A 23,885-nucleotide genomic window follows, 5' to 3' on the forward strand; every position below is an offset into this window, starting at 1 on the left:
CAGATGAAAAGGAAAATCCAGTAGTTACTCTAAAAGCTCAGGCAGAAAAACTTGATTTCAATAAGTTAAGAGTTCCAAAAGGTAATAAAGGAGCAAATTCTGGTGCAATTATGTATGCCGATTTTCGAAAAATGAGATTTGCTATTAATGGCAAAAGTATAGACGGAACTTTAATTGCTACATTAATAAACGGAGCTAAGCAATGTAAATTTGGTAAAGTTTGGAATGACCACCGTGAAGATAAAAAAGTTCCTGACCATAAAAAAACTGATCAATATTTTGAAAGTTTTTACAATATAGGTATAAAATATACTAACCTATTGCCAAAAGAAGATAAAAATAAGAATTACCGTACGTTTGTAAAGGAAATTTTTAAAAAAATGTTTAAAGATGTTGGAGCAAAAGCGCCAAGCGATCATATTCTGGAGGAACTAATCACTAATTATAATCAAGCAGGGTATGAATTTATATGTGCGCCATTTATTTGTGAACTCTCTAATAAGTATGGATTACATATGGATGTTAATAGTAGTAATGTTAATAGAAGAGTACTGATTGATCGTGAAAAAATTCAAATTCTGTAAGAGTTAAATGTAACGCTTCAACAATACCTATAGAAGTGCCAGGAAAAAAATAGGACAACATATAATATATCGTCCTCAGTAGGATTTATACTTGAATCTCAAGATGGGAAAGACAGTGTGACATAATAACAAAGATGGTAAATTATCTCCCACTGCCCTAAGAGACTGAAGGATTATAATATAGATAATAAAAACTTGTTTGATATCACGAAAGAATGTTTCCAGAAATTGTGTGAAAAGCTTGGATTCTTTAAAAACAAAATAGAGCACGGGTTAGGCAATCCGCTAGAAGTGAACAGTTGTGTAAAAAACCCAGATGTAGATCCTTTTAACAATGAACGTGAGACTTTACCTTGATAATAATCAAAATATCTCAAACTCTATCAACTTGTTTGCACAGTCAATTACTTCAGAATTTGGGAATTGATTTTTAAACCAGGTGTACTGACGTTTTGCGTAATGCCTTGTGTTTGTTTGAGCGATTTGTATTGCCTCACTTAAAGTAATCTTACCTTTCAAGTACTTTATGATTTCTGGCACTCCGTGCGCTCTCATAGCTGGCAAGTGTGGAGCTAGGTTCATGTTAAGTAGTTTTTTTACTTCGTCAACTGCCCCACTTTCAATCATTGTAACAAAACGGGAATTTATTTTTCGGTATACATCCTCACGTTTAGGCAAAATCGTATATATCTTAAAATTATCGAATAAAGGGAGCTGCCTACTTTCTTGCCATACGAAAATTGACTTGCCAGTTGCAGTAATAACTTCAAGTGCCCTTGAAAGGCGATGTAAGTCATTTGTGGATATTTTACCTTGAATTTTTGAGTCTTTGCTTAGTACTAATTTGTAGAACTCCTCTTTACTTAGATTTTCCCTGAGTTCACTTACATTTTTTCTTATTTCCTCGCTTACTTTTGGTATTGGCGATAAGCTATTGATTAAACTGCTGATATAAAGCCCACTTCCTCCAGTGATGATAGGCATTCGTGCATTTTCTAATGCGTGATCAACTTCCCCTTTTAGGTCTTCTAGCCATAAACCCACAGAATAATTTTCTTTTGCTGGAACATAACCATATAGTCTATAAAATTCTTCTTGCTTTGGTGGCTGAGCAGTAATTATGGGAATTTCTTTGTACACCTGCTTTGAATCACAGTTTACTATACTGATATTTCCATACTTTTTTATCAGGTTATCACATAATTCTGATTTACCTGAAGCTGTGATTCCTGTAATAATTATTATGTTATCTCTCATTCGTATTAATTTAATTAATGTATGATAGGGTGTAGTAAAAATTTGGATTCCACAATCTAAAATTTGGAGATTTTTATGGTAGAAAACAACGACGATAATTTGTTTATTAAGCGTTTCGCAAACAGAACCTCTAGCAGTATAGGAGGAAGTTTTTCTAGTAAATATTCATCTCAAAACACCAAAGCACGTGCACTAGAAGAGAGAGGAAAAATTTCTCAGTTAGCAAGCAAAAAAACTGAACCGAAAGAAGCTTTTTCTGAGAGTGGTAGCATAAAAGGCAAAAGCAGAACTGTCAATGAAAGATCTTTTGCTGATGCAACAAGAAGAAGTAGGTCAGATCTCATATATTTAGTCCGTGGTAAAGACCGCGGAAGATCAGCATGGCACTATGTATTAGTTGATAAAGATAAGAGAGAAATGTTTCTTGCAAAAAGTAGAACTGGTTCTATGGATGTTGCAGACTATGGAGAGGTCTTATATTCAGGATGGGGAGAAGATCCATCACAAGAAATAGTTGATAAAATCAATGAAGAATTTGGGATCTAGCAAATCTGCGGTAAACTTATAATATTCACAACAACTAGAAAGTGCTGGTAAAGTTCAATATAAGTAGCTATTCAACTGCTTATGAAAAGGCCTATCTGATTACTACGTTTAGCTATATGGTATCTGAAATAATAAATGCAATACAGGACAATTTGCTAGTGTGTTTTCCAACAGAAACAGTGTATGCTCTTGCTTGTAATGCACTAGATGATGGAGCTATCGAGAAAATATATCAGGTAAAGAAACGTTCTCAAGATAAGCCACTATCTATATTTGTTAGTGATGTTTGCAGTCTGGTAAAAATAGCAAGGCTAGAGGAAAAATATATTGACTTAATAAATCACTTTTCTCCCGGACCAATCACCTATATTTTACCGCTTAAAAATAACAATATGTTACCAAATAGATTTTTTAAAGGCAGTATAGGCATAAGAATACCTGATCATCCTATTGCAATTTCAATATTAAATAGGTTGAAAATTCCAATAGTTGCAACTAGTATAAATGTTTCGGGAGAAAAAAGTGTGTGCAAGGCAAGCGATATACCTCAATCTATTAAGCAACATTTATCTGCAGTGATTGAAGATGATGAATTAGTTTCTGGTATAGAATCTACTATTACTGACTTAACTGGGAATAGGATTAAGTTTTTAAGGGAAGGTATAATTTCATTGCAAGTGGTAAATAATATGCTTTCGACTGAGATTTATAGGAAAAAGAATGAAAAAATTAATAAGTCATGATCAAGCAAAAAGAAAACTAATGGACAACTTGTCTGTTCAATCTTGGCTAATCTGCGGTAAAAAAGGTATAGGAAAAGCAACCCTTGCAAAATTCTTTTCCAATTGGCTTCTTGTAAAAAACTGTGATGAAGTAGCATTGGACTTACACATTGTTGAAGGTGATACCATTGGAGTAGAAAGAGTGAGAGAGATGAAAAATTTTCTGCACTTAAGTCCTATTCAATCAGAATACAAAATAGCTATAATAGATAGCTTAGAAGCAATGACGAATAACGCCAGAAATGCAATATTAAAAGTATTAGAAGAACCGCCAAAAAACTCCAAGATATTTATAATTAGCCATAGGCCGTACAATATACAAACCACTATTCAATGCAGGTGCTTTCAGCTAAATTTACTATCATTAACTTACGATGAAACGAAGCAAGTTGTTTCATCTCAGTGTGAATTGGACGATAGCACATTTGATGAAGTCATTACTTTATTTCCTGGAATGCCAGGAATGATAATAAACGCAATAAGTAGTGATACCTATGACTCATACAAGTGCTTTTATAAATTCCTTCATAACTTAAAGAATCCTGATATGATTAATAAAGTAATTAATAGCGAAGTTGAACTGGAACTAGCATCATATATAATTCAGGCCTTCATTTTAGAAAGCATAAAGAGAAAGGCTAATAATATTGAAATCCTACTTAGCCAATGGAGAAAAATAGATGAACTTTTTTCTGCTGCTGGGCAATTTCACCTAGATAAAAAGCATGTTTTAGCTAACGCAGTTAATATCGTAGCATCAGTTTACAAAGTATAATGCTTTCAACATCAATTTGTGCTAAAATTCTGTTAGCTTGACATTTGAAGTACGTGGTTTGACTGATAGTAAATTAACTGTGTGGTAATCGATAGAAGTTTTAACAAAAGCATATTGAGCATGCAGAAAGAACTAAACTTAACTAAAAATACAGCTCCAGGTCAGAATGCAACCTTAAGAAAGGGAAAGAGTTATTGAATAGTATTTATGAAGCAAATTTTGAGCTAAACAATGCAATCAATATAGCTACTTTGCCCAAAAATTGGCTATCACACGTTTAATGGTGAGTTAGTTGTACAGCAATCATATTACGAAAGAGGAGGTATAAAAATTCCTAGAGATTTTCATTACCTTAAAGTCGTTAAATTAAATGACGGTGATTATAAATTAACGTTTTGTAATATTTTAGGTAATGAGTCTTTTTGAATATAAAAAATATGATCCACAATATTCTAGCGTTTTAGATGAACATAAGTTTGCGGATTTTAGTAACGTGAAAAAGACTTATGGTCTAAACTTAAGGAATATGTTGGTCACGCACCTAAGTTTTTTACTGTGGAATAAGCTGTTTAGCCCGAGTCTCAAATCATGCAATCGATTTGTTTGGGCTAATTAAAGGTGGTAGAAGTAGAAAGGTGAGAACTAACGTTGATGAATTTAGTTATTTTAATGACCAAGATAAATTACATCATTATAATTATCACAAAAGTGTAGAAAGTAACACTCATAATCCTAAAAATTTCAGTGTAAAAATGATAAATATGGATATGAGTAAAATCGACAAATTCTATCCTACTGCGGAACAAGGTGATATAATCATTCACCCTGTTTTAGAAAATTTAAATATATTTTAAAATTTTTAGGATTTATTATTGTTATAATAATTCTAGGGCCTTATATTATGGAAGACAAGCTGCTTGAATCAGTAAAAAACAAGAGTTATTTCAATAAAGCAATTGAATGGTACTGTTATAGATATCTGTTTTGTGTAGCAGAAAGGTCTTGGATGGCATTGATAGTATCATGTCTCCTAGTGTGCCTGTGCCTGTTACTATTAAATATATACTTATTGTTTCCTATTAAAAAAGATTTAAACTTCGTGAAGTATGTAAGTCACACAGAGGATGAGTTTTCTGTAATACGTAAGCTTAGTTTTAAAAAAGATGAAGATGAATACACTTCTGCAGCAAGGTACTTAATGAGCAAATATGTTGAAATGCATGAATCTAATAAAGTTGTCGAACCAGTGTACCAGAAAAATTTCATAAAAAATAACTCTACACATAAAATCTATCAAGGTTTTCAGGAGAAAATGAACAATGAGGTTGGTGATTTGCCTTCATCTAAAAGAAAAATTTCCAACATAAATGTAGTAAAATTGTCCATTGACCGATCAATCAAGGATCTAGTCACATTTGTTGGAAGTGCTACTGTGATTTCTACAACTGAGCAAAATAAGGAAATGAAGGATCAGACTATTGAGATTAGCTTTACTTTGTCAAATATAAAAGCAACTCTAGCTGGTATAATACCATTCAAATTTATTGTTAATGGTTATGAATATAAGTAATCGCGTTAAAGTAGTGCCCGTTTAGTGGAGTTTAAAATGGGTGCAAAGCTTTTTCTATGATGTTCTGTAACACCATAGAGGTTTATGGCATCTATGTGCCCTTTTGTTCCATATCCTTTATTCTTATACCAGTTATATTCTGGATATTGATTATGCAATTCTTGCATTAGTTGATCTCTTGCAACTTTTGCAACGATTGAAGCTGCTGCAACTGATACGCTTAAACTATCGCCTTTTACTATGGACTTTACTTGCCATTTTACTTTAGGTGGCTGATTACCATCAACTAGCACATAATCTAACTCTATACCTAAGTTTACCAACGCACGTTCCATTGAAAGTTTCGTTGCTTGCAAAATGTTATATGAATTTATTTCTGCTACGCTTGCCATTCCTATACCAAATTTTGCAACGGATATTATTTTTTCATATAGAACTTGCCTATTTTTAGCAGTCAATTTTTTCGAGTCGTTAATTCCTTCAATGATTATATTTCTATTAGTAAACACTACAGCCGCAGACATTACTGGACCAGCTAGTGGACCCCTTCCAACTTCGTCTACTCCTGCTATCACTCCTGATAATTTATTTTCTAATGTAAAATCTGGATATGCCATAAGTTTCTACAACAAGAAAGCAACAGTAAAAACTGAACAGACAATAGTAATTATCAAAAATTTTATAACTATTTCGTTTTCTGACCATCCCTTCTTTTCAAAATGGTGGTGTATTGGTGTCATAAGAAAAATCCTTTTTCCTTTTCCATGCTTAAATCTTGTATATTTGAAGTACAATACCTGAATAACAACAGATAAAGTCTCTATCACAAAGATTACCCCAATAACAGCAAAAAGCACTTCTCTTTTAATTAGAACACTGGTTAATCCTAGAGCTGCACCAATTGATAAACTGCCAATGTCACCCATAAATATCTTTGCTGGATGTGTGTTAAACCACAAGAAACTTAAAGTCGCTCCTATAAACGTGATGCAGAATAGGATAACACTTATATCTGCTCGAGTCATGTATGCAACTAATCCCAAAGAAACAAAAGAAGCGATGATTTGAGTTGCTGCAAGGCCATCTAGGCCATCTGTAAGATTCACAGCGTTAGAAGAGCCGACCACTATAAATGCAGCAAATGGAACATATAGGTAGCTAAAGTCGATCATTATTCCTTTAAGTAGGAAAGTTTTTGTAAAATCTTCAGTAAAGTATAACTTAAATACAGACATACCAACCAGGGCAACAATAAATTGGATGAGTATTTTAGTTTTTGCGCTTAGCCCTCGATAGCTATTCGCTTTTAACTTTAAATAATCATCAATGAACCCAATTAGAGCGAAGGATAGAGTTATAGATACTAGCAATAGAATCTCTGGTGTTGACTGAACCCAAAATAAAATTGGTAATAAAGAAGAAGTCAGTATTACTACCCCACCCATGGTAGGGGTATTTCTTTTTGTAATTAAATGATTTTCTGGACTGCATAACCTGATGGGTTGTCCATTTTTGCTAATTTTTTTTAGAAACTTTATAAAATAAGGAGAAAGAATAAACCCAAAAATAAATGAGGTGAAAAATATTTTTGTAGGTAAGTTCATCTACCTATTTAAATTCACTGATTGAATACTGCATTGGATACTCATAAATATATCATAGTGCAGAGATATTGGTAATCATTCTACCAATATCTCTCTCTTTCCTAAGTAATTTGGAGCGCTAATAATACCTTCTTTTTCCATTCTTTCAACAATATTTGCAGCTCTGTTGTAGCCTATTCTAAGCTGTCGTTGAATGTAACTAGTTGAAACTTTTTGATCCCTTTGAATAATAGCCACTGCTTGCTTGTATAGATCATTCTCTTCACCCTCTGTTTCACCTTTTAGTTCCGCAGAGGAATTTTCATCTTCTTTGGTGATTTCTTCCATGTAGTTCGGTTCACCTTGCATTTTCAAATGATCAACTATATTTTGCACTTCTTCATCACTCACAAATGGGCCATGAACTCGAATAATCTTACCGCCAGAAGCCATATAAAGCATATCACCCATACCGAGCAACTGTTCAGCCCCTTGTTCACCAAGTATTGTTCTGCTATCTATTTTAGAAGTGACAGCAAAACTGATTCTTGTTGGAAAATTTGCTTTTATTACGCCTGTTATCACATCTACAGATGGACGTTGTGTTGCCATTATAATGTGTATTCCTGCAGCACGAGCCATCTGAGCTAAACGTTGAATAGAACACTCTATTTCCTTACCAGCAACAAGCATCAAGTCTGCCATTTCATCTACAATTACTACAATATATGAAAATGTCTCCATTTTGATTGGCATCTTTTCAAATAAGGGTTTACCTGTTGTTGAGTTAAACCCAACCTGTACAACACGCTCCAGTTCTATCCCGCTATTTATCGCTTCCGTGATTTTTTGGTTATAGTTTATTACATTGCGTACATTCAAATAAGACATCATGCGATAGCGATTTTCCATTTCTTTTACTATCCACTTAAGAGCAATAACAGCTTTTTTTGGCTCTGTTACTACTGGTGTTATTAGGTGTGGTATTGCATCATATATTGAAAGCTCAAGCATCTTTGGGTCGATCATTATCATCTTACACGCGTCAGGACTTAATCGATAAATGAGTGAAAGAATCATAGTGTTAATTGCAACTGATTTACCAGATCCTGTGGTTCCAGCAACAAGCAAGTGAGGCATTTTAGCCAGATCAGCAATAACTGGTTTTCCACTTATTTCTTTACCAAGCGCAATTGGAAGGTTTAAATTTGCATTTTGATATTCTAATGATTCAAGTAAGTCACGCAGCATGACGATTTCTCGTTCCTTGTTTGGTAATTCTATTCCCATAGCGTTTTGTCCACGAATTATTGAAATACGTGCAGATAATGCACTCATTGAACGTGCAATATCGTCTGCAAGGCCAATTACTCTTGCAGACTTTGTGCCAGCTTGTGGTTCAAGTTTGTATAAAGTTACAACTGGCCCATAACATACACTAATAACTTTTCCTTGCACACCGAAATCACTAAGGACCTGCTCCAGCAGAGATAAATTCTTATTACTCTCCATTTCATTCAGCCGCTTTCTCTGCAAAGATTCCTCTGCTTTAGAAAGTAAGTGAATGCTTGGAAACTTAAACTCGCTGAAAGATTCAAAGATCTCTCCAATAACTTTTTTCTGCCTTTCTTTTGGTTGCTGTCTAGTAGTAATTTGAGCTCTGTGTTTTTCTTCCACTACTAATGGTGGAGTCGGATACTCAGCGGCTTTATATAACCTAAAAAACAGAACCTTTGCTAAAAGAGAAGCTACTTTTTTATATAAGAGGAATAGCAAGTAAATTGTCCTCTTCCAACCAATTAGCCCTACAATACCTGTTGACGTTGCTATTATGAATATGTAAAAAGGGCAGTTATTAATTAGTATATTTCCTATTATTCCACTGTGCATATACCTTGCAGTGATACCTAGTGAAAGTTGTGGTAACATAGCGCATATTCCTAAGTTGATTAATACTGAGTAGAGAACTTTCAGTAGCCTTTTTGATGGTCTGAAGATCAAAAAACAAATTATAGTAGTGGCTACTGTAATACTAGTTAATCCAAGAAATTGAACTAATATATCAGCTAAATATGAACCTACTATTCCACCTAAATTCGTCACTTCTTTATCTGTGACTGTATTTAAGGATATATCTTTATAGCTATAGCTAAAAACTGATATATATATATATATTAAAAGTGATAGGTATATTGCTGCTTTTAGATATTTTTTTAGCATCTACTTAAAGTAGTAAGTCATTGTATATTTTACAAAATGAATTGCTATTAGCAATACCATTATAGATAAATCCAACCCGTTGAGTGGTCGTATATACCTTCTGATAACTTTTAGCGGTGGATAGGTGAGCCGGTTCAAAGTGTGCATTATGTTGTTTACAACTTCGTTATACATGTTTACCACATTAAGCTTGATTAGCCAATCCAGAATAATCCAACATATTAGAATGAAGCTATAAAGATCAAGTAACATGTTGAGTAAGTATATGATTGGATGCATGCGTGTCTATTACATGAAAATTATATAAAAGATAAGTATTTAGGAGTTTTAAATCAATCCCCCTTTTCAAATTCAAAATATTTTTATCCTAAGTTAAAAAATGTGCCGGGAAAGTGACTGTATATAAATATATTTAAAGCTTTGGCAGTAAGTCAAACAATCCTACCAGCTTATTTTTTATTTACATATTATATTTTCAAACATCCCACAAATAATTACCTATCATGCAGTTGGTCTATGGATATAATACTACCATTTGATGAGTTTTCAGTACATTTTTCACTTTTATATTCTTTGTTAAAACCGATATTGATTTTGTCAAATATTAAAACATCCCCTGAAATTTTATCATGAAATTCACTAATAGCAAAAAACGGCACGGTGATTTGCTCTTGTTTTCCATGAAAACTTAAACTAACACTAAATTTATCCTCAAAAACTTCCAAACCATAAAATTGATGCTGTAATATAATAAGCATTTGAGTAGGATATGACTTTCTTAAGTAATCTGATATGACAACATCATTAAAATACGTGAAAAATAATATTTCTAAGTTAGGAGTGAAGCTATTACCTGATATAACATCTAAAGCCTTTTTGATAACTTGAAACTTGGCAGAATTGAGTAATTTTTTGTAACCTATCTTATCCATATAAGTTTTAAACACGTGAATTCTGGGGGGAACTTCTGTTACCCGGCGTTCCCTAAGCCGTGCTTATAGTAATGAAGTTATAGTGCTTAAATTAAGCAGCTACCGCAACATCACCTTCAGCAGCAAAATTATCGTTTGCGTTTAAACTATGAACTCTTAGCGGTGGTGTCTAACCGAGCAAAGTTACCATCTTTACTATGCATGTCGATTCTTATTCGCCCCCATGTAAATTAAAAACATGGTGGAGGCGCCGAGTACTGCCCTCGGGTCCAATACACCTATTACAAGGTAATTTTATTGCCATAGTGTATAAAATACACATAGTTATTGTATAGTAATATTTAATAAATGTCAAGATATTTTACTTTAAGTTAATCGATAGCTAAAATAAAATTAAGATTTCCAGAAAAAGAATTACTTCTCCTGCTTACCGATGTGATCATAATTGCAGTAGAGATATTTAGACAGCTAGAAATCTATCTTCGTCCGCAGATCTTTCATCTACACCTAAAGTAACTTAGATCTACCAATAATTTGATAAATCGTTGCCCCGTTACTTGTGAGCGGAATCTATGCTAAGCCACGCCAATGTTCACACAGTCATAAACAGTATGCCCATTTTTGTTAGCTATATTTAATTTGGCTAATTATAACGTGATTCTGCTACACTTTCTTTCTTTCCAGAATGCAAGTGGCAACCATTATCCTCTAACAATTTCTCATCATAAGCTTCAATATCAAAATATTTTTCATATTTATCCATATTATCACAAAGCGAAAGTGCCCTGACCTTACTCATAATCAAACCTGTACCAGCAGGAATTAATCTTCCTACTATAACATTTTCTTTTAATCCACTTAAAGGGTCTTCTTTTCCACAGAATGCTGCTTCTGTTAGCACTTTCGTTGTTTCCTGGAAAGAGGCAGCAGAAATAAAGGATTTAGTTTCAAGACTTGCTCTAGTAATTCCTTGCAAGATAGGAAGATAACAAGCAGGCCGCTTGCCAGAGTTACTCATAACATCATTTCCTTTATCAACTTCCAACTTGTCAATGCTTTCGCCGACCAAGTACATAGTATCACCAGGATCAGTAATTTCTACTTTCTGCAACATTTGCTTTAATATCACTTCTAAATGCTTGTTGTCTATACGAACACCCTGCAATCTGTAAACTTGCTGTATTTCAGAAATCATATAGTGCGCTAAAGCTTCTAATCCAAGTACACGTAAAATATCATGGAGATCAGGATCACCATCCATTAACAGATCACCTTTACGTACAAAATCACCCTCATTAACTATCACGTGTTTACTTCTTGATACCAAATACTCAATTGGAGAAATCTGTTCATTCAAAGGTTTTATGAGTATGCTACGTTTTCCTCTCCGATCTTTCTCAGAAAATACCACATGACCATCTATCTCACTAACAATGGCATGTTCTCTAGGGCGCCGTGCTTCAAACAACTCTATAACTCTCGGCAAACCCCCAGTAATATCACGGGTTTTAACTGACTCCCTTGGCGTTCTTGTAATAACGTCACCTGCATGAACCTTCTGGCCATCTTGCACATTGAGTACTGCACCAATTGGTATAAAATAACATGCTTCAATACCGCTTGCGAGTGTCATCACTTCACCGTTATCATCAAGTAGCACTATGCGAGGACGTAAATTAGCTCCACCGGAGTACAGTTTCCAATCTTTTACTACTTTACTTGATATTCCCGTAGATTCATCCATAACTTCAGTGATTGACACCCCATCTTTTAAATCTTGATATAACACTGTACCAGTCTTTTCCGTGATAATAGGTAATGTATAAGGATCCCATTCTGCAATCTTATCACCGATTTTTACTGACTTACCTTCATCTACACAAAGTTTAGCACCATAAGGTATACTATGTCTTAACTTCTCACTACCAAGACTATCAATTAACACCACTTCACAAGAACGACTTATTGCAATTTTATCTCCATTTTTGTCTATAATTATGTTACTGTTACTCAATTTTATTTTGGCGTTAATAGAAGCTATAATATTTGAAGACTCAACACCTCTAGTCATTACTCCACCTATGTGGAAAGTACGCATCGTTAACTGAGTACCCGGCTCTCCAACAGACTGAGCAGCTATTACACCAACTGCTTCACCTATTGAAACAATTTTACCAGTTGCAAGATCTCTTCCATAACACAAAGAACATACTCCTGGACTTATTTCGCAAGTTAAAGGTGATCTAATTTTTACAGCATCAAGACCTGCAATATTGATTTGCTTTACCTTATCCTCATCAATTAATTCTCCTGCTTTCACCAATAATTCTTTTGTCACTGGATTATATATATCATTTGCAGCTGTTCTGCCCAGCACAACACTTTCTAGAGATGCAACTATAGTGCCTCCTTCAACTGTAGCTCTCACAACAAGACCATTTTTTGTTTTACAGTCATGCTTTGTAACTATACAGTTTTGAGATACATCAACTAAACGACGAGTTAAATATCCAGAATTAGCAGTTTTAAGCGCAGTATCAGCAAGACCCTTACGTGCACCATGAGTAGAATTAAAATACTCAAATACGTTTAATCCTTCACGGAAGTTAGAAATTATAGGTGTTTCTATGATCTCACCAGAAGGTTTAGTCATGAGCCCTCGCATCCCAGCTAGCTGCTTCATCTGTGAAGTAGAACCCCTTGCACCAGAATTAACCATCATGTACACTGAATTATACTTACTATTTCTATCATATACAGATATTGATTTTAACATGTCATTAGCTATCATATCTGTACATTTAGACCATTCGTCTATAACCTTATTATATCTCTCACTTCTAGTTATTAGCCCGTCTTGATATTGCATAGAGAACTTCTTGATTTCACCCCTCGCATGATCAACGTGTTCAGCTTTAGTTTCAGGTATAACCAGATCACAACGGCTAAAAGAAATGCCAGAAAACGTAGCATACTCAAAGCCAAGTACCATTAATCTATCAGAAAATTCCACCGTAGCACTTTGACCACAGTTGCGGTATATCAGATCAACTATACTAGTTACTTCTTTAACTGTCAATACCTGATTTACAAGATCAAAATTTAGATTCTCATGTTTAGGAAAAATCTGCCATAATATTAAGCGACCAGGAGTTGTGCGAATAGTTTTATAGCAAGTTTCGCCTTCGCTATTCGTATACTCTATCCTATATTTTATACTAGAATGAATATGTAAAGTACCATCACTTAAAGAATGCTCAACTTCACCAAAAGTGCCTAAAAATGGCAAATCATCACCTTCTTTATCAGTTTGTTCCTGTAAAGTTAAGTAGTATATACCAAGTATTATGTCTTTACTAGGGACTATAATTGGTCTGCCATTAGAAGGGCTTAAGACATTATTGGTTGACATCATTAGCACCCTTGCTTCAAGTTGAGCTTCCAATGAAATCGGCACATGTACTGCCATTTGATCGCCATCAAAATCTGCGTTAAATGCTGTACAAACAAGTGGATGAAGTTGTATTGCTTTGCCTTCAATAAGGATTGGTTCAAAGGCCTGAATACCAAGCCTATGTAAAGTAGGTGCTCTATTTAGCAAAACAGGATGCTCTTTTATCACTTCTTCTAACATATCCCAAACTTCTGGCTTCTCTGCTCTTATCAATTTACTAGCAAACTTGATAGTTGGAGCCATACCATACATCTTAAGCTTTGAATAAACAAAAGGCTTAAATAATTCAAGAGCCATTCTTTTTGGTAACCCGCATTGATTCAACTTTAAAGCTGGCCCAACGACTATTACAGAACGTCCAGAATAGTCTACCCTTTTTCCTAAGAGATTTTGGCGGAAACGGCCTTGTTTTCCCTTTAGCATGTCGCTAATAGATTTTTTATATCCAATAGCACCAGCTTTATTTGTTAGAGCATTGCGACGGCTATTATCAAAAAGAGAATCAACTGCTTCTTGTAACATCCTCTTTTCATTACGAATCATAATTTCAGGAGGATTCAAGCTTAATAATTTCCTCAATCTGTTATTTCTATTAATAATAGTCCTATAATGATGATTTAAGTCAGAAACTGCGGGGCGACCACTTTCAAGCGATACTAAAGGACGCAAGTCAGGTGGTAAAATAGGTATAGTTGTAAGTATCATCCACTCAGGTCTGTTTCCAGATTTAATAAAGTTTTCAATAATACGTAATCTCTTTATAATTTTCTTTCTTCTTATTTCAGAAGCAACAGACTCTAATTCCAGTCTTAAATCCTTTCTGATTTGATGTAAATCAAGACAAGTCAGCAACTCTCTTATGGCTTCAACACCCTGCATAGCTACGAAACTATCGATACCATAGTCATCTTTAGCCTCATTATAAATTTTCTCACTAATAATCTCACCCTTTTCAAAAGGAGAAACAAGGGGATCTATCACAATGTAATTATCGCTATACAAAATATTCTCAATATCTCTGAGAGACATGTCTAATAATGCTCCAATTCTTGAAGGGAGTGACTTCAAAAACCATATATGGGCAACAGGGGACGCAAGCTCTATATGACCCATTCTTTCTCTTCTTACTTTAGAAGATGTAACTTCTACTCCACATTTTTCACATATGCGGCCTCTGTGTCTTCTTTTTTTGTATTTTCCACACAAACATTCATCGTCATTGACTGGACCAAAGATCTTAGGACAAAATAATCCACCTTTCTCAACTTTGAATGTACGATAATTTGCAGTTGAGACGTCTTTTACCTCGCCGTAAGACATAGATTTAATATTCTCAGGGCTAGCAATCGATATGCCAATCTTATCAAAAGACTGTGCAATGTTAGTGTGAGATATGTCTTCAATAACAACATTATTTTGCTTTAAAGCCACATTTAAACATAAAGAACGTAGTTCTTTTATCATTACATTGAAAGACTCAGGAGTTCCACATTCAAAGTTGCTGTCACCTTTTATTATCGATTCATAAATCTTAACCCTGCCATTAATATCATCAGACTTCACAGTTAGCATTTCCTGTAAAGTATAAGCAGCACCATAGGCTTGCAATGCCCAACATTCCATTTCACCAAAGCGCTGACCGCCAAAATGGGATTTTCCTCCAAGAGGTTGCTGAGTAACCAAACTGTAAGGCCCTACTGAACGCGCATGAATTTTATCATCGACCAGGTGGTGCAGCTTAAGCATGTACATATAACCAACCGTAACCTTACGGTCAAATTTCTCACCAGTGCGGCCATCATATGCCTCAGTTTGTCCAGAAGGATCTAAGCCAGCAAGTGTAAATAATTTTATTATATTTTTATCCTTTGGACCTTCAAAAACAGGTGCAGCAACAGGAATGCCATTACGTAATTTATGTGCAAATTCAATCAAGTTACTATTGCTAATATCACGAATATTATTACAAATAGATACGTCACTACCACAGCTATAAACCTCAATGAGGAAGCTACGTAAGTTGTCGTACGCACTTTTGCAAGAGTTAAAATAATTTTCCACTAATGCGTTTAATTCATCATTTAGTGAGCCTTTATTAGGTATATTAACAAGGGAATCTGTTATTTCATCATCTCTAACCTCTTCAGTTTTTTTATTATCAAAATACACCGCTGCAAATTTCGCAAAGTTATTATCATCAAGAGATCTAATTTCCTTACAGAAATCACTGTTAATCTTGTTAATTTCATCCAGAATGTTGCCTACTCTTTCTCCTAATTTTTTGCAAGCCCAACCTACATGAGTTTCCAATATTTGCCCAACATTCATTCTTGATGGAACACCAAGAGGATTCAGAATAATATCAACAGGGGTACCATCTTCCAAATAAGGCATATCTTCCACTGGTACAACTCGAGAAATTACCCCTTTGTTTCCATGTCTACCAGCCATTTTATCTCCTGGCTGCAGACTATGCTTTACAGCAATGAAAACTTTTACCGACATCAATACACCTTGAGGTAAGTCATAGCCTTCATCTAACTTTTCTACTTTTTGTTTAAACTGTGCTATTGTATCCGATACTTTTTTATCAAAATCTTTTTTTAAATTCTTAACTTGTTCAGAGATAGATCGATTTTTTAATCCTATACCCCACCATTGTTCACGTTCAATAGCGTCGAGTTTTTCTTGATCTTGAGAGCAAGAATGAACAAGAAGTTTTTTCAGTTCGTCATAGAAATATTCACTAGCAACATTGATTATATAATCTCGCTCCTTTTCTAAATCATTCATTTCTTTCTGCTTGATAAGCAGTGCCCTTTCGTTTTCTTCGACCCCTCTACGTGTAAAGACCTGTACATCAATTACTGTTCCTTCAACGTCTGGGGATGTGTATAAAGAGGAGTCTGCACAATCGAATGACTTTTCACCAAAAATCGTCATTAATAATTTTGTTTCAGGAGGCAATAAAAGGGAAGGTTTAGGTGTAATTTTACCTACAAGAATATAGCCTGGACCAACTCTTGTACCAATTTTTACTATACCACTATCATCTAAGTGATATAGATTTTCTTCATTAACGCCAGGTATAGCACGAGTTATTTTTTCTGACCCTAAAGGAGTATCATGCACAACACATTCGAATTCTTCTATATGTATTGAAGTGAAGAGATCTTTTTTAACAATTTCACTGGAAATAATAATAGAGTCTTCAAAGTTATAACCTTGCCAAGACATAAAAGCGACCAGCAAGTTTTGACCAAGTGCTAGCTCACCACTGTTAATTGCAGGGCCATCAGCTATTACATCACCCTCTTTAACATAATCACCTATACGTACTAGCGGTTTTTGATTAATGCAAGTATTATGGTTAGAGCGTTGAAATTTTTTTAAATGATAAATATCTACGCCAAGATAATTAACCCTTTCTTCATCAAAAGCACGTATAACTATAGAGTTACTATCAGAACTATCAACTATGCCGTCGCGTTTTGCTAAAACTACAGCACCAGAGCCAGAAGCTACAAAAGACTCTATGCCAGTACCCACCAAAGGAGCAGTAGGCTTCAATAAAGGCACAGCTTGACGTTGCATATTTGAACCCATTAATGCCCTATTAGCATCATCATTCTCTAAAAATGGGATCAAAGAGGCTGCAACTGATATTACCTGTTTAGGGGATACGTCAATGTAGCTCACTTGATCACTGCTGACCATGACAAAATTACCAGCATATCTACAGTATAGCATGTCGTCGATAAAACGATTATTATTGTCAAGCTTTGCGCTGGCATCGGCTATATAATATAAACCTTCATCTATGGCAGACAAGTACTCAATTTGATCAGTGGCAACTCTATTAACTACTTTTCTGTAAGGGCTTTCAATAAAACCATATTTGTTAACTCGTGCATATATAGCTAAACTATTGATCAATCCTATATTTTGCCCTTCAGGGGTTTCAATAGGACAAATCCTTCCATAATGAGTTGGATGAACATCTCGCACTTCAAATCCTGCACGATCTCTCGTTAAACCACCAGGACCTAATGCTGACAACCTCCTTTTATGTGTTATTTCAGATAACGGATTAGTCTGATCCATAAACTGAGATAATTGAGAAGAGTTGAAGAAATCCCTTAAGACATTAGTTAACACTTTTGGATTAATGAAGTCAGGTGAAGAAACTTTATCTAAACTAGAAGTAGACATAGAGTCAATTACTGCACGTTCCAGCTTTAATAGCCCAGCTCTAAACTGATTTTCTATAAATTCTCCAACTGACCTTACTCTTCTATTTCCCAGGTGATCAATGTCATCCACAGATCCTTGGCCGTCACGTAGCAATACTATCTTTCTTACAATTTCAATAATATCCTCATGTGTTAAAACAGTTAAATCCTCATCATAATCTAACCCAAGATAAGAGTTAAGTTTCAATCTACCAATGTTAGATAGGTCGTAATACTCAGGGTTAAAGAAAAGATTATGAAAAAACTCTTCTACTATTTCTAACACAGGAACTTCACCAGGACGCAAGACCTTGTATATTTCATACAGCGCGTCCTGATAAGACATGTTTTCGTCTAAGAAAAGCGTGTTTAATATATAAGGACCGACAGACAAATTATCGATGTTTAGTACTGATATTTCACCTATGGACAACAACTCAAGCTTTTTTACATCTTCTATCTTTATAGATTCACCAGCAGATAAAATTTTCGTAGAGCTAACACTATCTATTAAATCTTCTGCAAGGAATAAACCACATATAGAATCAAAAGGTACTAAGTACTCCTTCAATTCGTCATCATGTAGCTTCTTAGCCAATCTTGAGGTAATACGAACATTAGCCTTAAACAACACGTTACCTTCAACATCCATTAAGTCGAAAGGTAATCTAACCCCCTTAAATTTGTCAGGAACAAATGGTACTTTCCAACTATTCTTATATTTTATGTATTTTATCTTTTCATAAAATCTATCGAGTATATCACTATTTGATAAGCCCAATGCTTTTAATAAGACTGAGATTGGTAATTTTCTTTTCCTGTCAATACGAAAATACAAGAGGTCTTTAACATCAAATTCAATATCAAGCCAAGAACCTCTATAAGGAATGACTCTAGCGGAATAGATTAATTTACCAGAGTTGTAGGTTTTTCCCTTATCGCTATCGAAAAATACACCAGGAGACCTATGCATTTGCGAAACGATTACTTTCTCTACACCATTAATGATGAAGGTACCTTTATCGGTCATCATTGGCAACTCACAGAAATGGACCTCTTGTTCCCCTATAAACTTTATAACGGTTGAAAGCTTAGAATGATCTCCACTCCCTTTAATCGATTTATATTCGTCAAGGGAAATACCATCCTGCATAATAACAAGGCGTATAGAAGCAATGACTCGAGCAGAAAAAGTTATACCACGCTTTATACACTCAGACTCATCGTACTTAGGATTATCTATCCTACAACTTATAAATTCAATAGTAGCCCTGTGCAAAGGATCGTTTATCGGAAAAACTGAACGAAAGATAGACTCAAGTCTTTCATTACCATAATTTCCAGGAGTAAATGACTTGTATGACTCTTTTTGAACTTTAACTAAATCCAATAAAGAGTCCTTTAAATCAATTGACCTAGAGTAAGAAATCCTAGGAATAAAAGCATTAGAAGCACACATATAAGAAGAATCAACCATTAAAACACCTCAAATTAACTAAAAGGGCTATATTAATATAAAATTAATATATTAAATATAAACATCCTATTCGAGTTCCACTTTGGTTGCTCCTGCATCGATGAGCTGTTGCTTTATTTTCTCTGCTTCACCCCTAGGAACACTGGCAGTCAAATCTTTAGGTAAGGATTCGACTAACTCTTTTGCTTCTTTTAAGCCTAATGTAGGATCAATTTTCCTCACTGTTCTAATGATTTCCATTTTTTTGCTTGCATCAATTTCTTTAATCACAACTTTACATTCAGTTTTTTCTTGAGCAACAGGGCTGGCAGCATTATCACTAGTAGGTGCACTAGCACTAACAGCTCCATCAACAAAAGAACCAGCAGGTAACCCTATTTTCTCTTCTAGAACTTTTACAAGCTCAGAGGCCTCTAATAAGTTTAAAGATAATATTTTATCAACTAAATCGTTTGTTACATTACTCATACTACTACCTTACTTGACAATAAATTTATTTTTTAGAACTATAATAACCCAATACTCCCATAAGCCTAATAGAGGGTGAATTAATAGACAACGCTAACCTGGCAGGGATATTATAAGATATTAAACGCATAATTTTAATACGCAACTCATCTAGAGAAGGCAACTTAGCTAGTTTATTAACATCCTCCACTGTAAGTAATTGGTTTAAGTGAGCTGCGCAAATCACAGACATCTTTTCTTTATTAGAATTAGTGAAATCAACTATTAGCTTTGCAGCCTCTACTATACCACTGGAGTATATAATAGCAACGGGACCAGAAAATCTATCTAATAAATAAGAAAATCTACCAGCTCTTTCTAAAGCTAAGCGGGCTAGAGTATTTTTAACTACTAGCATTCCACTCGCTGCAGACTTTAAGCTATCCCTAAGGATTAATGAATCGCTAGCATTTATAGATTTAAAATTTATCAGTATCAAAAAATCATTATTTACAAACACGTTTATTATATTTTGTATAAACTCATCCTTATTCTCACGCTTCACGGTATTACTCCCTAAATTATATCTTCCACTTTACTCATTTTATAAGCCTTACCCATAGTTGAATTTAAAAAAACGCTCTTAAAGTATACTCCTTTTACAGAAATGGGTTTGTTACTTTTAATTACTTTAAGAAAGGCTTTTAAATTTTTCAGCAAATCATCAACGCTAAACTTAATATTCCCTAATTTGCCGTGAATAATACCGTTCTTATCTGTCCTAAATTTTATTTGACCAGACTTGATGGTTTTAATAGCTTCTGCAACGTTGGAAGTCATGGTACCAAATTTAGGATTAGGCATTAACCCTTTAGCACCCAATATTTTTGCAATAGGAGTGATTTTTGCTATGAAATCAGGAGTAGTGATACACCAATCAACATCCAGTTTTTTACCCTTTTTTATCTCTTGAACTAAATCTTCTCCCCCTACAATATTAGCACCAGCTTTTTCAGCTTCTAGTAAATGTTTGCCTTGAGTGAAGACAGCCACTTTAATATCTTTCCCAATACCTTTAGGTAAAACTACTGTACCACGCACTTGTTCTTCAGATTTACGCGAATCTATACCTAAATTAACTGCAATGTCAATTGATTCGTTAAACTTTGCTGAAGCAGACTTGATAATCTCTTCTAAACATTGCCTGGGACTGTCGCTATGTATATTCATGCTTCTAACCTTCTATAACTTCTATACCCATAGATTTAGCAGTGCCTATAACCATTTTCACTGCTGAATCTTCATTATCCACTTTCATGTCAACCATCTTATATCTTGCTATCTTAATTATAGCAGACATAGGCAATTTAGCTACCAATTCTTTACCAGGGTTGCTAGAACTTTTGCTCAATTTAGCTTCTTGCTTAAGCAAGTAAGCCACAGGTGGGCCACTGACAGTAAAATCGTGAGAGCGGTCATCCTTTATGGAAATCCGCACCGTTACTAAATCACCCACTTTATAATTGGCATTAGCTGTGCTAGTCACTTTGTTGAAAGCCTCGCAGAACTTAGGAACAGGTATGCCGCGCGGACCAAGTACTGAAGCAATCTTTGGTCCAGGAACTGCCTTTCCCGCTTCCATCAGTAAATTAATCTTGGCAATTACAACACTCATAATTAATCCTCTATTTTCTCTACTTGAGCTAGATCAAGCTCTATTATTGTTGGCTTCCCTAGAATTGACACTTCTACATTAATAATTTTCTTTTCATCATTAATCATATCTACCTTACCAGTAAAATTCTGAAAAAGACCATCATTAATTTTTACCTTTTCACCTTTTTCATAACCATGGCTTAATTTTTTCGTTTCTTGAGCATTGTAAAGCGCATTGCACATTGAGTAAATCTCGTCATCTGAAATCACTTTTGGAACACTACCATTTTTTAAGAACCCATAGACTTTAAGAGACTTTGGTATATTATTCACAAAATTTAGTACTTCATCACACAAATCCACATATAAAAAAACATAACCAGGAAAACACTTTCTTCGCATAGCAGCTTTTTTAGATCTTAGTTCCACTTCACTTAGTTCCTCATATGGAATGAAAACTTCCTTAAAATAATCATTAACCCCTAATCTCATAGAATTTTCCAGTACGTGTTGACACACTTTTTCTTCATAATTGGAAGCAACCCTTAAAATATACCATTTATATTTATTGAATTCCTTGCGCTTTAAATTCACCTCTTCATCTAAAACTATTTTAAAATTACTGGAATCACCACTGTGAAATCCAAGCGTTTTGCTTAAAATATCTCTACTCTCATCACATAGATACATACATACATACACTTCACATACTTCTTTTATATCAGACTTCGAGTTACATACTGTCTGATAAGGAATAAATACCTCCTTAAAATAGACAGCATTGCTTACTAATTCAAGTATATTCCTCTCGTGCCCATAATTAACTTTAATGATGTACCATTTATGTTCATATGCCATAGACAATTCCAAATAAAGTCTTAATCGCATAAAGAGACATAAAATCTACAAAGCAAAAGAAAACCGAAAAGCATAATATAACAATTGCTACAACAAATAGAGATGACAACACTTCTTGCTTCCTCACCCAAGCAATTCTTCTTATTTCCTGCTTTATGTTACAAAAAAAGACACTCAAATTTTTTAACATTTCTACCACAATATTAATGCAGGAGTGATAGGAATTGAACCTACAACCTCTGGTTTTGGAGACCAGCGCTCTACCAATTGAGCTACACTCCTATGACTCAAACTCTTTTACTCCAAAATTTCAGAAACAACACCAGAACCAACAGTTCTACCTCCTTCTCTTATTGCAAAGCGCAATCCCTTATCCATCGCTATCGGTACTTGCAATTCTACCTCTATACTTACATTATCTCCAGGCATTACCATCTCTTTCCCTTCTAGCAATTTTATACTTCCCGTCACATCTGTCGTCCTCAAATAAAATTGTGGCTGGTAATTCGCAAAAAATGGTGTGTGCCTTCCTCCCTCTTCTTTCTTTAATATGTAAACTTCTGCCTTGAACTTCCTGTGCGGCGTTATTGTTCCTGGTTTTGCTAATACTTGTCCCCTCTCTACTTCTTCCCTCTTCGTCCCTCTTAGCAATATCCCCACATTTAACCCTGCACTTCCTTTTTCTAGCAATTTCTTAAACATTTCCACACCAGTGCATGTTGTCTTCTGTGTAGCTTTCAGACCTATTATCTCTATCTCATCACCTATCTTTATCTCCCCTTTTTCTATTCTTCCTGTTACTACCGTTCCACGTCCCGATATCGAAAATACATCTTCAATCGGCAATAGGAACGGTAAATCTACAGATCTTGGTGGCACTTCTACATAATCATCCAACCTCTCCATTAATTTGTCTATTGACTTCTTCCCATATTCACCTTCATCATCCTCCAGCGCTTTCAATGCAGATCCAATTACCACTGGAACTTCATCACCTGGAAACCCATATTTACTCAGCAATTCTCTCACTTCCATTTCTACCAAACCTATCATATCAGGATCGGATACATCAGCTTTATTTATATATACTACAATATACCCAACACCAACTTGCTTCGCGAGTAATATGTGCTCTCTCGTTTGCGGCATAGGCCCATCAACTCCCGATACTACCAATATCGCCGCATCCATCTGCGCTGCACCTACTATCATGTTCTTCACATAGTCAGCGTGCCCAGGACAATCAACATGTGCATAATGTCTCTTCTCCGTTTGATATTCAACATGTGCTGTTGCAATCGTTATTCCTCTTTTCCTCTCTTCTGGTGCCTTATCTATTTGATCATACGCTACAAAATTTCCATAATGCTTTGTTATTGCTGCTGTCAATGTTGTCTTCCCATGGTCCACATGTCCTATCGTTCCTACATTGACATGCGGCTTCCCAAATGCTTCCACTACTTGTGTCATAATTAAAACTTTTCTACCTAAAATACAAATACATCAATAAAT

General features: G+C 34.8%; 21 protein-coding genes, 1 tRNA gene and 1 other RNA gene. 7 read left to right on the forward strand and 16 right to left on the reverse strand.

Annotated elements, in window-relative coordinates; all coding sequences use genetic code 11:
• Window positions 1-110: 110 nt before the first annotated feature.
• Both WBP_RS03640 and WBP_RS03645 read left to right on the forward strand, forming a co-directional pair.
• On the forward strand, window positions 111-584 hold the full coding sequence (locus tag WBP_RS03640; protein ID WP_167896102.1) for a hypothetical protein: 474 nt from the start codon (window positions 111-113) through the stop codon (window positions 582-584).
• Between the two features lie 195 nt (window positions 585-779).
• Entirely contained in the window at window positions 780-941 is a 162-nt protein-coding gene (locus WBP_RS03645) for a hypothetical protein (RefSeq protein WP_167896103.1), read from the forward strand.
• A gap of 6 nt (window positions 942-947) precedes the next feature.
• Here the strand turns inward: WBP_RS03645 and miaA are convergent, their stop codons facing one another.
• Entirely contained in the window at window positions 948-1,841 is an 894-nt protein-coding gene (gene miaA / locus WBP_RS03650; protein ID WP_167896104.1) for a tRNA (adenosine(37)-N6)-dimethylallyltransferase MiaA, read from the reverse strand.
• A gap of 75 nt (window positions 1,842-1,916) precedes the next feature.
• Between miaA and WBP_RS03655 the strand changes: the two genes are divergently transcribed.
• From WBP_RS03655 to WBP_RS03675, 5 genes are all read left to right on the forward strand, one after another.
• The gene (locus WBP_RS03655; RefSeq protein ID WP_011256835.1) at window positions 1,917-2,387 is read left to right on the forward strand and encodes a hypothetical protein; all 471 of its coding nucleotides are present in this window, start codon (window positions 1,917-1,919) and stop codon (window positions 2,385-2,387) included.
• A 116-nt stretch (window positions 2,388-2,503) separates the two neighbouring features.
• On the forward strand, window positions 2,504-3,130 hold the full coding sequence (locus WBP_RS03660) for an L-threonylcarbamoyladenylate synthase (protein WP_167896105.1): 627 nt from the start codon (window positions 2,504-2,506) through the stop codon (window positions 3,128-3,130).
• On the forward strand, window positions 3,108-3,944 hold the full coding sequence (locus WBP_RS03665; RefSeq protein ID WP_167896106.1) for a DNA polymerase III subunit delta': 837 nt from the start codon (window positions 3,108-3,110) through the stop codon (window positions 3,942-3,944). Before WBP_RS03660 ends, WBP_RS03665 begins: the two co-directional genes overlap by 23 nt.
• Before the next feature lie 599 nt (window positions 3,945-4,543).
• Window positions 4,544-4,798, forward strand: a complete 255-nt coding sequence (locus WBP_RS05790; RefSeq protein ID WP_011256838.1) for a hypothetical protein — start codon at window positions 4,544-4,546, stop codon at window positions 4,796-4,798.
• Between the two features lie 47 nt (window positions 4,799-4,845).
• Window positions 4,846-5,514 carry a conjugal transfer protein TraJ gene (locus WBP_RS03675; RefSeq protein ID WP_167896107.1) on the forward strand — a complete coding sequence of 223 codons (669 nt, stop codon included), beginning with the start codon at window positions 4,846-4,848 and terminating at the stop codon, window positions 5,512-5,514.
• Window positions 5,515-5,519: 5 nt separating this feature from the next.
• On the opposite strand, the gene WBP_RS03680 is transcribed toward WBP_RS03675, so the two are convergent.
• The 15 genes from WBP_RS03680 to tuf all read right to left on the reverse strand — a co-directional run bounded on the left by WBP_RS03680 (window position 5,520) and on the right by tuf (window position 23,843).
• Window positions 5,520-6,131, reverse strand: a complete 612-nt coding sequence (locus WBP_RS03680; protein WP_011256840.1) for a ribonuclease HII — start codon at window positions 6,129-6,131, stop codon at window positions 5,520-5,522.
• A gap of 6 nt (window positions 6,132-6,137) precedes the next feature.
• Window positions 6,138-7,118 carry a phospho-N-acetylmuramoyl-pentapeptide-transferase gene (gene mraY, locus WBP_RS03685; protein ID WP_167896108.1) on the reverse strand — a complete coding sequence of 327 codons (981 nt, stop codon included), beginning with the start codon at window positions 7,116-7,118 and terminating at the stop codon, window positions 6,138-6,140.
• Window positions 7,119-7,193: 75 nt separating this feature from the next.
• Window positions 7,194-9,317, reverse strand: a complete 2,124-nt coding sequence (locus WBP_RS03690) for a DNA translocase FtsK (protein WP_167896109.1) — start codon at window positions 9,315-9,317, stop codon at window positions 7,194-7,196.
• Window positions 9,318-9,596: a YggT family protein gene (locus tag WBP_RS03695; protein ID WP_167896110.1), complete on the reverse strand. Its 279-nt coding sequence runs from the start codon at window positions 9,594-9,596 to the stop codon at window positions 9,318-9,320. It abuts the gene before it with no gap.
• Window positions 9,597-9,811: 215 nt separating this feature from the next.
• The gene (locus WBP_RS03700; RefSeq protein WP_167896111.1) at window positions 9,812-10,249 is read right to left on the reverse strand and encodes a ClpXP protease specificity-enhancing factor SspB; all 438 of its coding nucleotides are present in this window, start codon (window positions 10,247-10,249) and stop codon (window positions 9,812-9,814) included.
• Window positions 10,250-10,272: 23 nt separating this feature from the next.
• Window positions 10,273-10,608, reverse strand: a transfer-messenger RNA (tmRNA) gene (ssrA, locus tag WBP_RS03705).
• Window positions 10,609-10,892: 284 nt separating this feature from the next.
• On the reverse strand, window positions 10,893-19,412 hold the full coding sequence (locus WBP_RS03710) for a DNA-directed RNA polymerase subunit beta/beta' (protein ID WP_167896112.1): 8,520 nt from the start codon (window positions 19,410-19,412) through the stop codon (window positions 10,893-10,895).
• Window positions 19,413-19,478: 66 nt separating this feature from the next.
• Entirely contained in the window at window positions 19,479-19,880 is a 402-nt protein-coding gene (gene rplL / locus WBP_RS03715) for a 50S ribosomal protein L7/L12 (protein WP_167896113.1), read from the reverse strand.
• Between the two features lie 25 nt (window positions 19,881-19,905).
• The gene (rplJ, locus tag WBP_RS03720) at window positions 19,906-20,424 is read right to left on the reverse strand and encodes a 50S ribosomal protein L10 (RefSeq protein WP_167896114.1); all 519 of its coding nucleotides are present in this window, start codon (window positions 20,422-20,424) and stop codon (window positions 19,906-19,908) included.
• Window positions 20,425-20,435: 11 nt separating this feature from the next.
• Complete coding sequence (gene rplA / locus WBP_RS03725; protein WP_011256848.1) at window positions 20,436-21,089, reverse strand: 50S ribosomal protein L1; 654 nt, start codon at window positions 21,087-21,089, stop codon at window positions 20,436-20,438.
• 4 nt (window positions 21,090-21,093) lie between these two features.
• Window positions 21,094-21,534 (reverse strand): 50S ribosomal protein L11, encoded by a 441-nt coding sequence (locus tag WBP_RS03730; RefSeq protein ID WP_011256849.1) that lies wholly within the window; start codon window positions 21,532-21,534, stop codon window positions 21,094-21,096.
• A 2-nt stretch (window positions 21,535-21,536) separates the two neighbouring features.
• The gene (gene nusG / locus WBP_RS03735; RefSeq protein WP_167896115.1) at window positions 21,537-22,373 is read right to left on the reverse strand and encodes a transcription termination/antitermination protein NusG; all 837 of its coding nucleotides are present in this window, start codon (window positions 22,371-22,373) and stop codon (window positions 21,537-21,539) included.
• Complete coding sequence (gene secE / locus WBP_RS03740) at window positions 22,363-22,563, reverse strand: preprotein translocase subunit SecE (protein ID WP_225416108.1); 201 nt, start codon at window positions 22,561-22,563, stop codon at window positions 22,363-22,365. The genes nusG and secE overlap by 11 nt, the downstream gene beginning before the upstream one ends.
• Before the next feature lie 19 nt (window positions 22,564-22,582).
• A tRNA-Trp gene (locus WBP_RS03745) sits at window positions 22,583-22,655 on the reverse strand.
• 15 nt (window positions 22,656-22,670) lie between these two features.
• Entirely contained in the window at window positions 22,671-23,843 is a 1,173-nt protein-coding gene (gene tuf, locus WBP_RS03750) for an elongation factor Tu (RefSeq protein ID WP_167896116.1), read from the reverse strand.
• Window positions 23,844-23,885: the final 42 nt, after the last annotated feature.

Origin of the sequence: Wolbachia endosymbiont of Brugia pahangi (genome assembly GCF_012030695.1) — a bacterium.
Classification (GTDB): Bacteria; Pseudomonadota; Alphaproteobacteria; order Rickettsiales; family Anaplasmataceae; genus Wolbachia.

What these genes read in the sequence shown, in the direction of transcription:
- WBP_RS03730 (WP_011256849.1), bottom strand. Translation starts at nt 21,534, where the DNA reads ATGAGTGTTGTAATTGCCAAGATTAATTTACTGATGGAAGCGGGAAAG.
- WBP_RS03665 (WP_167896106.1), top strand. Translation starts at nt 3,108, where the DNA reads ATGAAAAAATTAATAAGTCATGATCAAGCAAAAAGAAAACTAATGGAC.
- tuf (WP_167896116.1), bottom strand. Translation starts at nt 23,843, where the DNA reads ATGACACAAGTAGTGGAAGCATTTGGGAAGCCGCATGTCAATGTAGGA.
- nusG (WP_167896115.1), bottom strand. Translation starts at nt 22,373, where the DNA reads ATGGCATATGAACATAAATGGTACATCATTAAAGTTAATTATGGGCAC.
- secE (WP_225416108.1), bottom strand. Translation starts at nt 22,563, where the DNA reads ATGTTAAAAAATTTGAGTGTCTTTTTTTGTAACATAAAGCAGGAAATA.
- miaA (WP_167896104.1), bottom strand. Translation starts at nt 1,841, where the DNA reads ATGAGAGATAACATAATAATTATTACAGGAATCACAGCTTCAGGTAAA.
- WBP_RS03640 (WP_167896102.1), top strand. Translation starts at nt 111, where the DNA reads ATGTATGCCGATTTTCGAAAAATGAGATTTGCTATTAATGGCAAAAGT.
- WBP_RS03700 (WP_167896111.1), bottom strand. Translation starts at nt 10,249, where the DNA reads ATGGATAAGATAGGTTACAAAAAATTACTCAATTCTGCCAAGTTTCAA.
- WBP_RS03710 (WP_167896112.1), bottom strand. Translation starts at nt 19,412, where the DNA reads ATGGTTGATTCTTCTTATATGTGTGCTTCTAATGCTTTTATTCCTAGG.
- WBP_RS03680 (WP_011256840.1), bottom strand. Translation starts at nt 6,131, where the DNA reads ATGGCATATCCAGATTTTACATTAGAAAATAAATTATCAGGAGTGATA.
- WBP_RS03695 (WP_167896110.1), bottom strand. Translation starts at nt 9,596, where the DNA reads ATGCATCCAATCATATACTTACTCAACATGTTACTTGATCTTTATAGC.
- mraY (WP_167896108.1), bottom strand. Translation starts at nt 7,118, where the DNA reads ATGAACTTACCTACAAAAATATTTTTCACCTCATTTATTTTTGGGTTT.
- WBP_RS03690 (WP_167896109.1), bottom strand. Translation starts at nt 9,317, where the DNA reads ATGCTAAAAAAATATCTAAAAGCAGCAATATACCTATCACTTTTAATA.
- WBP_RS03655 (WP_011256835.1), top strand. Translation starts at nt 1,917, where the DNA reads ATGGTAGAAAACAACGACGATAATTTGTTTATTAAGCGTTTCGCAAAC.
- WBP_RS03660 (WP_167896105.1), top strand. Translation starts at nt 2,504, where the DNA reads ATGGTATCTGAAATAATAAATGCAATACAGGACAATTTGCTAGTGTGT.
- rplL (WP_167896113.1), bottom strand. Translation starts at nt 19,880, where the DNA reads ATGAGTAATGTAACAAACGATTTAGTTGATAAAATATTATCTTTAAAC.
- WBP_RS03675 (WP_167896107.1), top strand. Translation starts at nt 4,846, where the DNA reads ATGGAAGACAAGCTGCTTGAATCAGTAAAAAACAAGAGTTATTTCAAT.
- rplA (WP_011256848.1), bottom strand. Translation starts at nt 21,089, where the DNA reads ATGAATATACATAGCGACAGTCCCAGGCAATGTTTAGAAGAGATTATC.